This is a genomic window from Pseudomonas sp. IT-P253 (assembly GCF_949768125.1).
Taxonomy (GTDB): Bacteria; Pseudomonadota; Gammaproteobacteria; order Pseudomonadales; family Pseudomonadaceae; genus Aquipseudomonas.
On sequence record NZ_CATKPT010000008.1, the window covers coordinates 104,859 to 115,956 of the forward strand.

General features: G+C 59.2%; 5 protein-coding genes. All 5 read right to left on the bottom strand.

The genetic code is table 11. The annotated features are described in order from the left end of the window. Positions 1-95: 95 nt before the first annotated feature. The 5 genes from ACM6IR_RS04705 to recC all read right to left on the bottom strand — a co-directional run bounded on the left by ACM6IR_RS04705 (position 96) and on the right by recC (position 11,016). Entirely contained in the window at positions 96-326 is a 231-nt protein-coding gene (locus ACM6IR_RS04705) for a hypothetical protein (protein ID WP_414906606.1), read from the bottom strand. Then, positions 323-1,510: a colicin E3/pyocin S6 family cytotoxin gene (locus tag ACM6IR_RS04710; protein WP_414906607.1), complete on the bottom strand. Its 1,188-nt coding sequence runs from the start codon at positions 1,508-1,510 to the stop codon at positions 323-325. The genes ACM6IR_RS04705 and ACM6IR_RS04710 overlap by 4 nt, the downstream gene beginning before the upstream one ends. A gap of 265 nt (positions 1,511-1,775) precedes the next feature. After that, positions 1,776-3,878 (bottom strand): exodeoxyribonuclease V subunit alpha, encoded by a 2,103-nt coding sequence (recD, locus tag ACM6IR_RS04715; RefSeq protein WP_414906608.1) that lies wholly within the window; start codon positions 3,876-3,878, stop codon positions 1,776-1,778. Continuing rightward, on the bottom strand, positions 3,875-7,567 hold the full coding sequence (gene recB / locus ACM6IR_RS04720) for an exodeoxyribonuclease V subunit beta (RefSeq protein WP_414906609.1): 3,693 nt from the start codon (positions 7,565-7,567) through the stop codon (positions 3,875-3,877). The genes recD and recB overlap by 4 nt, the downstream gene beginning before the upstream one ends. Then, a complete protein-coding gene (gene recC / locus ACM6IR_RS04725) occupies positions 7,564-11,016 on the bottom strand; it encodes an exodeoxyribonuclease V subunit gamma (protein WP_414906610.1) in 3,453 nt (1,150 codons plus the stop codon). The genes recB and recC overlap by 4 nt, the downstream gene beginning before the upstream one ends. Between the last annotated feature and the right edge of the window lie 82 nt (positions 11,017-11,098).

Below are 11,098 nucleotides of genomic sequence, written 5' to 3' on the forward strand. Positions count from 1 at the left end.
AGAATCACTGAGATGGCCATTCAGATTTTTCCGCCAGAATCTCAAGGGATGAATAGTTAACTCTCGTGGATAATTTACCCCTTGGAAGCCCAAAGTCATTCTGTGCATATCAGTTGTACGATGCGTTCTTCTCCCATGAGGGATTTTTCGGTCCAGTCTTCGAGTATCTTTACTTGCTCTGGAGACAAATCGTAGCCATCGAATTCGTCTTCCGGCTGTTGCCAGTTCATCAGTTTTTTTAGTTCCTCGTGACGGCTGCCGGGTATCTCCACGCTTAGAAGCAGTTCCTCGGTCTGTCTGTCAAAGACTTCTATGACATGTTTCATTTTTCTACTCTCCTTGTCGGGTCAGCAGGTTTTGTTTGCTCCCCGGTCTCCGGGTCGTACTCGCCAAGATGCTTTCCTTGTTTGGTGTACAGCTCAACCTTGCCATGTTGTGAGTCCCACTCATAAATTCTTCCTGACGAATCCTTCCAACGCCTGCGTTTTTTACCGCCACCACGCACAAACGTTTTCAATGGCGCGGGTTTCACATCAGGAAAAGCTGGAAGTGCTGTTGGTGCGGGGTGGTACTTAAGGTCTCCTGGGACACTCAAAACAATGTAAACCGGCTTCACCAACGACCCCGCCGGAAACACAAGAATGAAGTCCCTGTACTCAGGCGGGTAAATCGGGTTCACGATGATGCCGTCAGCCGCTTTCGTCGGCGGGTAAACCCAGATGTGCGGTGCTTGTGGGGCGGCTTCCAGTTTGGGGATGCCGAGGATGTCGGAGCCATCCTCGGCGGGCGTCCAGATCAGTTCAATGCCGTCACCGAGGTCCGCCACCTGTTGGCTGCCGCGCAAGGAGAACTGCACGACTTCGACCATTTCCCAATCGCGGTGCTTGCCGGTGTAAAAACCGTAACCCTTGAGACTGCCGTCAGCCTGTTGCTCGACGCTTAGTCGAACTCGTGTACGGGCTTGCTTCAGGGCTCGGAGCTGGTCTTCGGTGTAGAGGGCGCTATCGCCCAGGCTGGGGGCCCAGAATATGGCGGCCAGGCCCGCCAATGCCGTGGTTCCTGCTGCGCCGAGTGTTGCGACCGGTATGGCCAGAGACGGGAAGCGCAGTGCAAGACGGCCTATGCCGAGCGAAACGGTCGTGCCGCTGATTGTTTGCAGATTCAGCAGACCGGAATCGTCTGCTTCGCGAGCGCCGAGCCAGGCAATTTCACCGTAGTCCTTGAGGCTGTCGGTGGGCACCATTCCCAAAGGATTCGAGTAATCAATGATGGCGTCCGGCAGTTTGCAGGACTTGGCGAAGACACATCCGGCTTGAATGGGCTTTTGCCTTTCTGCCAGGACCTGACGGCCGCGCTCGAAGGCATCTTGCCTGGCGAGCATGGCGTCGTAGGCGTTTTGTCGGGCTTCCCGCTCGGCCAGTTCGGTGGCCGTCATGAAGCGCTGAGGGACGTGATGTCCGTCGCCGGACGGCGGGTTTTTAACCCTGGGGACCTCCTTGTTGCCAGCCACGGATCTTCCTTGCGTTCGTACGTCGACAGCCCATGAAAAAAGGCTGTGCGACGTTAACGAACGTGGCTAATCGTGGCTGTAGGACGAGTCTTGAATGCCCCTAAGAGTTGTCTCTGTTTCTCAGCTCGGCAGGGCGGTGTTCTTGCGACTCGCCGAGGCGGCCTATCAGTGCAGTTGAAAAATGAGCGGGAAGTGGCGCCAGAATTTCAACAAGGTCGCGCACCTGGGCTCTTCGGACAATTTCCGCCCCTAGGCGCCGCACCGTTCAAACACCCGTCTTGATGCCCTCTTCCAACTCCAGCATTAACCCGCTCAAGCGCTTGACCTTGCGCCGCACCGCCTCTTCGAACACACCGGTACGAGGTTCGATCAATGTGAACCAGTCCTTGGCCCGAGTAATTCCGGTATAGATCAACTCCTTGGTCAGCACAGGGTTCAAGGCGTCCGGCAGAATCAACGCGGTATGGGCAAACTCCGAGCCTTGGGATTTGTGCACGGTCATGGCATACACGGTTTCGACATCGTTGAGCCGGCTCGGGAGCACAAATCGCACGCCGCCCTGACCATCGTTTCGCGGAAACGCCACGCGCAGCACCTGCTTGCCCGGACAGTCGCGTTCCGGCAATTTGAGGGCAATGCCGATGTCGCCATTCATCAAACCCAGACCATAGTCGTTGCGGGTCATCAGCACTGGCCGACCTTCGTACCACTGCTGGTCGCTATCGATCAGCCGGGCCTTGAGCAATGCGCCGGTCACTCGCTGATTCAAGCCCTCCACGCCCCAGGGCCCTTTGCGTACGGCGCACAACAACTGGAACGCGTCGAAGGCTTGTAACACCTGCCGTGCCCAATCTGCCCAGCGCGAATCATCAAGCGTGCAGTCGAGCGGTGGTCGCTCGCGTCGCAGCAAGCCCAGGTAATGCCGATAACCTTGCGGCCCATCACCATGACCTTCGAGCAGCAAGCGCTCCAGCGCCCGATCCTGCTCCCCCTTGAGGGACAGTGAAAACACGTCGCTGTGACTTCGAGCCGCCAACAACTTGCGGGCCTCCTCGGGCTGCTGCTGGTTCACCCAACGTGCCAGTTGGCCAATGCCGCTGCCTTCGCCGAACCGGCGCGAGTGGCGCAGCATCACGACTTGCTGAGCCAGAGGATGCGTGCCGTTGGTGTCTTCATGCAAACCGCTGGACACCAGACTTTCTCCGCTGACCGACTCCAGCCACTGGCGAGTCTGCGGGCTGTACCAGCCGGCCTCGGCATCGCGACACAGATCGCCCAGCACAGCGCCCGCTTCAACCGATGCCAGTTGATCCTTGTCGCCAAGCAACACCAGGCGGGCATGGGCCGGCATCGCGTCTAGAAGATTGGCCATCATTTCCAGATCGATCATCGAGGCTTCGTCCACCACCAGTACATCCAGCGGTAAGCGATTACCCGCGTGGTGACGGAAGTGCCGGGTACCGGGACGACTGCCGAGCAGACGGTGCACGGTGGTGACGTCAGACGGAATTTTGTCTCGTATGGCTTCAGTGACTTTGAGTGTCCGGACTTGCTGACTGATGGACTCCGTCAGCCGTGCCGCAGCCTTGCCGGTGGGCGCCGCAAGCCGTATGCGCAGCGGTTTGCCCGCCTCTACCGCCGGCGCCTGGAGCAACGCCAGCAAACGCACGACCGTGGTGGTCTTGCCCGTTCCCGGGCCGCCGGTGACGATACTGAAAGCGCTACGGGTCGCGAGGGCACAGGCGAGTTTCTGCCAGTCAATCACTTCGCCGGGTTTGGCGGGACCGAACAAACCGGTCAGGCGCAGCGGCAAATCAGTGGGTGCTGTTTCGTGCTCCGCCAGGCGCTGGCGCAGCGAGTGGTCGATGCGTCGTTCGTAAGCCCAGTAACGGCGCAAGTACAGGCGCTTGCCCGATAACACCAGGGGCCGGTGCTGTGCCGACTCACGAGCGTCGGCCGCCAAAGCGACCAGGCGGCTGCCGGCCAATACCTTGCACCAATGAGCCCCCTCCAGCGTTTCAAGCAATTGAGATGGCAACAGCATCGCGCCACTTTGCACATCACCTTCCGGTGGCAACGACAGGGCGAAGTCCGGCGCTTTCAACGTCTCGAACAAATCCAGGCAGACGTGGCCGTGCCCCAGTTGGTGACTGGTCAATGCCGCCGCCAGCAGTACCAGCGGATCATCGTCAGGGGCGAGTTCATGAAGAAAGGCAACGAAGGCTTTGTCCAGCGACCGAAGCCAGCCGCGCTCGACCCACCGCGTGAGTAATATCAACAAGTCATCGGCGCAACTCAAAGGAGTCAGATGCGCCAGGCTTTCGGCCGCCAGAGGCGTGGGCAGCAAATCAGCGAAGGTGCGACTCATAGCAGTACTCCCTGTTCCCAGGCGGGTTCAACCTTGGGTTCTGGCTTGCCTTGGAACAACCGGTCCAGACGTTCGATCAGCTCTTTTGGAGGACGGGCGAAATACACACCCTGGCTGGATGCGCGCGTACCACGCAGAAACAGGTACATCGCGCCCCCGACATGCCGGTCGTAATCGTATTCGACCAGCCGTGCCTTGAGCTGTCGATGCAGGGCCAACAGGTACAGCACGTATTGCAGGTCATAACGGTTGTCGAGTATCGACTGTTCCATGGCCTGCTCGGTGTAGGCCGCATCGTCAACGCCCAGCCAGTTGGATTTGTAGTCAGCGACGTAGTAGCGACCGCCGTGTTCGAACGTCAGGTCGATAAAGCCCTTGAACATGCCATTGAGCAAGACCGGCTCTGCAGACACCCGGGCCACGCCGTTGTGGGTGTATTGGCAGACCAGTTCATCGAGCTTGAGCACATCGACTTTGTGGCTGGCGAACCAGAACTCCATCTCGACCCGGGATTGGGTCAACTGCTCGAACACTACGGGCGTGTGCTCTGCGCCGATGTGCAACGGGGATTTGAGCAGGTGTTGCAGCCATTCGCTCAACGTGGTGATCCAGCCTTCCCAGCCACGGCGGTTGCAGCGCCGGCCAACGGCGTCTTCGATGGCTTTCGGCGTAACGGCAAAACCTTCGTTACCGGCCCATTCAAGCAAGCCATGGAGGAAGGTGCCTGGGTTCGGGCCACGAGGGAATCGATGGATATCAGCACCGCCTGCCAAGACTTCTCGTGGCGCTTGCGGGTCGAGGCGTTCGTCGTCAAAGAGCTTTTGCGCTTGCGGGCTTTCAGGCGCTTCATCGGCACTCACACTCAGGCGGTCGCCTATGCGCAAGGCACTGTACGAGGCGATCCACCAGTTCTCGCTGGCCTTGCGCTTGGGGACCAGCGGCGCCAGCAAGGCTGCTTCGTTACGCGGCGGATGGTAATGCTCGGCGCTCGCTTCAGGCATTTCACTGCAGTTCAGCGCTGGGCAGTCCTGCTGCAGGTCCTCCAGCCAACGCTTCAAACCAGCCGACTCGGGCAATGCTGCGCCACCGCCCAGTAAATAACCCAATGCTGACAAATGCAGCACCGAGCTGTTGTTATTGCCGCGCTTGAGGTCTGTCACGCCGAGCCAACAAGCGTGTTGCGCTCGGGTCAGCGCCACATAAAGCAAGCGCAGATCCTCGGCCAGACGTTCATCGTCAGCCAGGGTGATCAATTCGGCCGTCGGCTTCAACGTCACCTGGGCCTTACCGCTGGAATCGTGGTAATGCAACGGCAGTCGGCTGCCATCTACCGGCTTCGCCGAGCAGATGAAGGGCAGGAACACCAAGGGATACTCAAGCCCCTTGGACTTGTGAATGGTCACGACTTTCACCAGTTGCTCGTCGCTCTCCAGACGCAGGATCTGCTCTTCGCCTGCCTGACCGGACAGCGCCAGATGCTCGGACAAATGCCGGATCAGCGCTTGCTCGCCATCGAGTTCGGCAGAGGCCTGTTGCAGTAATTCGGACAGGTGCAGCAGGTTGGTCAACACCCGCTCGCCATCGCTGCGCGCGATCAATGCCTGGGGTAGCTGAAAGTCATGCAAAAGACGTCGCAGCATCGGCAATACGCCTTGCTTGCGCCACAGTTCGCGGTAACCACGGAACTGCATGACCCGCGCTTCCCAGGCCAACTCGTCCTGATTCAGCTGCTCCAGTTCGGCCAGCGACAGGTTCAACGTGATGCAGGCCAACGCGGCGCGCAGCGGACGCTCGACATCCGGCTCGGCACAGGCTTTCAGCCAGGTCAGCACGTCATGGGCTTCCTGGGCGGCGAACACCGAGTCCTTGTCCGACAAATAAACGCTGCGCACGCCGCGAGCAGACAGTTCGCCCCGCACAGCCTGCGCCTCTTTGCCATCGCGTACGAGGATGGCGATATCCGAGGGCAACAGCCCTCTGAAATCTTTGCCGTCCTGTATGAAACCTGCCCGACCCTGTTGCCCGCCGTTAAGCAACGCCGTGATTTCACTGGCGCAGCTGGCGGCTAATTGTTGTCGGTACACCGCGCCGGACAATGGCTGCTCGGCGGACAGATGCCAGACGTTCAGCGCGGGCACCACCTGACCATCAATGTGCAGGACTTCTTTGCGTCCCTGGGAGGCGACGGGCAGGAACGGCACCGGGTTCTCGCCATTCTTTTCGCGAAACAGGAATGCGCCACGGCCCACCGCACGGGACTCGGCACGCTCGAAAACATGGTTTACCGCATTGACCATGCCATGACTGGAACGGAAGTTGGTGCCCAGGGTATGTAGACGGCCAGCGGTCGCCTGTCGGGCGCGCAAGTAGGTGTAGATGTCGGCGCCGCGAAAGGCGTAAATCGCTTGTTTCGGATCGCCGATCAGGAACAGACCACCCTCGGGACTGTTGTCTTCGATGCGATAAATGCTCTCGAAGATCCGGTACTGCACCGGATCGGTGTCCTGGAACTCGTCGATCAGCGCGACCGGAAATTGCTCGCGGATCAGGGTTGCCAGACGCTCGCCGCCATCGGCCTGTAGCGCTGCATCGAGGCGCAGCAGCATGTCATCGAAGCCCATTTCTGCGCGGCGACGTTTCTCTTCTTCGAACCGAGCCCCCACCCACTGGGCAGCATGTTGCAGAACCGCAGCATCAGGTGTCGGCAACTCATCGAGACGAGCCTTGAGGCCGGGCATCGCGTCCAGTCCTGGATGATTCGGGACCTCGCCCTTCTTCCAGGCTTCAGCCATGCCATCGGGGGTCAGGCGAGTGAACCCAGTACCGATATCCAGCTGCTCGAGGGATTCGTCCTCGGCCCAGGCTTTTATTTTTTCGAACCAGGGTTCGAAATAGCGCGCCTGCATCTTGCGACCGTCGACGCTCTTGCTCGAAACACCCTCGTGACAGATGGCAAGCAACTCATCCGCCCACTGACGCCACGGCATCTTGAGTTCCAGCAACGCCGCACGTCGCTCCAGCAGACACTCGGTGATCAGCTCAGCGGGTTCTTTGCCTTCGCCGCTATCGCGTTCACTGGCGAACAAACCCCGTATTCGCGGCAGCAGGGCCGCCGGGCCGCCCCAATTGCCGCGCACCCAGTTGAGTGCATCGCCTTGCATCGGGTAGCAAAACAATCGCCAGTAATCGCGCAGGACCTCACCCAGTAAATCACTGTGGTCGGTTTCAAGGGTTTGAGTGAACAGACTGCCACTGTCGAACGCGTGCTCGCGCAACATGCGCTGGCACCAACTGTGGATGGTCGAGACGGCGGCTTCGTCCATCCACTGTGCAGCGATGTCCAGCCGATTGGCGCAACCGGACCATTGCTCCGGCAGGTACTGTTCCCGGAGCTCGGCAATCAAGCCATCGGGCGCCGACGTTTCATCTCGAAAAAACCGTGCCGCCTCGGCCAAACGTGTACGGATACGTTCGCGCAGTTCTTTGGTCGCCGCATCGGTAAACGTTACAACGAGGATCTGCGGCGGTAACAGCTCACGTCCGAAACCGCTCGAGTCGCCGCCGTGCCCCAGGACCAGACGCAGATAAAGAGCGGAGATGGTGAAGGTCTTGCCGGTCCCGGCACTTGCTTCGATCAGTTGGCTGCCGCGCAGCGGGAATGCCAGCGCCAGAGGTGTTTTCGTGGTCATGAGCGCGCCTCCTCGCTGGTCAATGAACGCCAAGGGGCTTCAAGCAGCGGACGATACAATGCGTCGCACCAACCGGGGAACGTCTCATCAGCAACCAGAGCGTCGTAGTCGGCGAACTGACGTGCGAGTGCCGTGCTTTCACGCCGTTCACCCTCTGTGTTCAGGCCGTCGCCTTCGTAGGCTTTGCGGGCGGCCGCCTCGGCTTTGACCGGATCGGTTTGACCGAGCCACGCGAACGCTGTTTTCACGGCAATCGGCAGTGGTTGGCGCATGCCCGTTTGCCAGGCCATTAACAGGTCACCCAGAATCCGCAGCGCTGCCCCCTCCTCAATCGGACCGAGCAGCAGACTGTCGTCACTGGCCACCAATGCTGTGGTCATCGCCATACCACTGGCGCAGGCCACCAGGTGATTGACCCAGGGCCGCGTCAGTCGATGCCATTTACGCGACTTGATCGAGCCAATGCTGTTGGGGATGGTAGTGACTGATAACAAACAGCCATCGGCTCGTTGATGCAGACCACTGAGCCAACCTTCCAGCTGCAGCCCCTGCAATTCCAGGTTCACTGGCAGCGCACTGGTGAGCGGCGTTGGCCACAATGCCAAGAGCTGCTGATAGCGTTGCAGCAGATCTGGCAGCGGCTCAATCAACTCTCGCTGAAGGCATTCACCAAAACCGGCCATCGGTAGCAACCCGCTGTGTTGCAGGCGTTTTGCCTGCGCCTCGAGAGCCTGATTGGTGTCGTCCAGATTTCCCAGCGCGGCTCCCAGCAGACTGTCGCTGAGGCTATAGCGTTGCAATGCGTCAAGTACGAATGGCTCTTCATCAGCCAACGGCGCCTCAGCCACTTCAAAGAACACCTTCAGCCGCTGACTGAAGAAATGTCGCACCGGATTGCGCAGAAAGTCCTGCAGTTGACCGAGACTGAGCGGCTCATCCTGGACGTAAGGAACGAGGCGCTCGGTATCAGTCGTTTGCTCAGCGGTTTGATGGAGTACCTGCCACTCAGTGGCGTAGCTGAACAAGGCATCGGCTTCATGGAAGTAGCGAGCGCTGAATGGCTGCAGCGGGTGTTCCTGAGTCATGGCTTCAAGTAAATTTTCGTCGACGTCGTGCAATCGCCAGCCGCTGGCCAGATGGTCACGCAATTGACCGATCAATACCGATGCCGGGCGCTCGCTGTTGTCGCGAATGCTACGACCGACCCAGCTGATATAGAGCTGGTCGCGAGCCGACAATAGAGCTTCCAATAGCAGGTAGCGGTCATCTTCGCGTCGAGAGCGATCGCCAGGGCGGTAATCACTGCCCATGAGATCGAAGTCTAATGGTGGTTGCGCACGCGGGTAATCGCCGTCATTCATACCGAGCAGGCAGACCAGTTTGAAAGGGATCGCACGCATGGGCATCAGGGTGCAGAAATTCACCGCTCCCGCCAGGAAACGCTGAGACAGCCGGCCTTGATCGAGACCTGCCAACCAGGCCTCACGGACCACCGTCAACGGCAATTCTTCCTGCAGGTTTACTGACTCACAAGTCTCAAGCCAGGTTTCACGTAACGCTTCGAGTTGAGCCAGCAAGTAGTCGTCATGCTCATTACTGGCCTGGAAGAACAACTGCACCAATGCTTGCAATCGCAAACTCCATTGCTTGGGCGGCGCAGGTTGAGCAAGTTCCTGATGGGCAACTTCAAGGGCGTTGAGCAGCGCGACCAAAGGCCCTATCAGCGCAGCGTCCAGTCCCCCGATCTCGTCGTAGGGCTCGATACCCTCGCAGGCACCCGCACTGCCTACCGCATAACCGAGCAGCATCCTTCTCAGGCCGAAACGCCAACTGTTTTGCTCCAGAGCCTCAGGCAGCCCGAGGCCTTCACGTTGCTCCGCGTTCATACCCCAGCGAATGCCAGCGCCTTCGATCCAGCGGTGCAGAGTCGGTAGGTCGCGCTCCTCAACACCAAACCTGGCGCGTAGTGCGGGAACGTCCAGCAGGTCGAGGATCTCGCTGACGGGGAAACGACTGTCAGGCAATTTGAGCAGATGTTCGACAGCAATCAGTAGCGGGTCACGGCCGCGCTGGCCTTGGTCAGCGAGCGTGAAGGGAATGAAGCGCGGGTCGAGGCGCTCAAGCTGACCAAATACCGCGCGAATATGCGGCGCATAACTGTCGATGTCCGGGACCATCACGATGATGTCGCGAGGCCTCAGGTCTGGATCAGCGCTGAAGCGTGCGAGCAATTGATCGTGGAGAACCTCCACTTCGCGCTGAGCGCTGTGGACGATGTGAAAACGGATTGATTCATCACTCTTTAAATCGACAGCCGGCCAGCGCTCGCGAGTTTCATTCAGGGGACGCAATTCAAGAATGTCGTCCTGCAGTTGGTTGAGCATATTTTGTGGCTGGCTGTCGCTGAACAGGTCAATGCGCCCGTCGCGAAATGCCGAGCGATAGCTGTTGGGATCGTCGTAGCTATCGAGCAGATTGATGTAGTCGCGCCCTTGCTTGCCCCAAGCCGCCAGGAGCGGATGGGCGTGCTGATGGAGGGTCTGCGGATCAAGTACAGCGGGCATGCCGCTCTTGCGAGCCTGGCGTTTGTATTGATGTCGCAGCAGGTCTTTATCGGCGACGATGTCCGCCCAGTGGTGACGACATGGGTTGTGGACGCAAAGTAAAACCTGGCTGAATCGGGCCAGTCCGGCGAGTGCTTCCAGGGCTTGAGCCGGCAGAGAAGAAATACCGAAAACGATCACCCGTGAAGGCAGTCCCTTGGGCGCCACGTCGAGACTATTGATGCGCTCTATAAACCGCTGGTGGACGCCGGCACGGCTCTGCGCCATGCCCTGCTCGCCCACGTCCAGCAACAGCGCCCGCCACAACTCTGCCTGCCAACAGTTCGCAGGGGTCAGGGGTTTTGTTTCGCCTCTGCCATTGCGTAACTGATGACGACCGTCTGCCCAGTCTTCCAGCCAGTCAGCCCGATACACTTGATATTGGTCGAACAAATCCGCCAGTCGCTCAGCCAACTGATAGCGTTTGCGCAAATCACTGTCGTTGGTCAGGAAGCGTTGCAGAGGTTCGAAGTGCGGTTGATTGATCAACTGAGGAAGCAGACGCATCAGACGCCAGGTCAGCGGGGCTTTATCGAGCAAGGATTTGGCTGGAATCTCATCACGCCCGAGCACCATGCGATAGAGCTGCCACATGAAACTGCCCGGTAATTGCACGTCGATGGCGGCGGCTATTCCGCAGCCGCCCATGTCGTCATCCCCCGGGTCTTCGGCCAGCGCCAGTTTCAGCCATTGAGCGATACCATTGCTCTGCACCAGCGCAATTTCATTTTCCAATGGAGCCAACGGGTAGCGCCGCATCCAGCTGATTACCAGACTGCGCAACTCGTCCAGGCGATTGCCGTGAACCACCATAAAACCAGCACTGAGGGACGTCGCGTCCGGCATAAAGGCTTCCTTGGAAAATACAAAAGCTAGGGCCGAACCTTAGCATTGTCGCGAGACTGTGACAGCGCAGAGGCGTCCGGTA

Excerpts from the sequence above, each read along its gene's own strand:
- recC (WP_414906610.1), bottom strand. The coding sequence starts at position 11,016 with ATGCCGGACGCGACGTCCCTCAGTGCTGGTTTTATGGTGGTTCACGGC.
- recB (WP_414906609.1), bottom strand. The coding sequence starts at position 7,567 with ATGACCACGAAAACACCTCTGGCGCTGGCATTCCCGCTGCGCGGCAGC.
- ACM6IR_RS04705 (WP_414906606.1), bottom strand. The coding sequence starts at position 326 with ATGAAACATGTCATAGAAGTCTTTGACAGACAGACCGAGGAACTGCTT.
- recD (WP_414906608.1), bottom strand. The coding sequence starts at position 3,878 with ATGAGTCGCACCTTCGCTGATTTGCTGCCCACGCCTCTGGCGGCCGAA.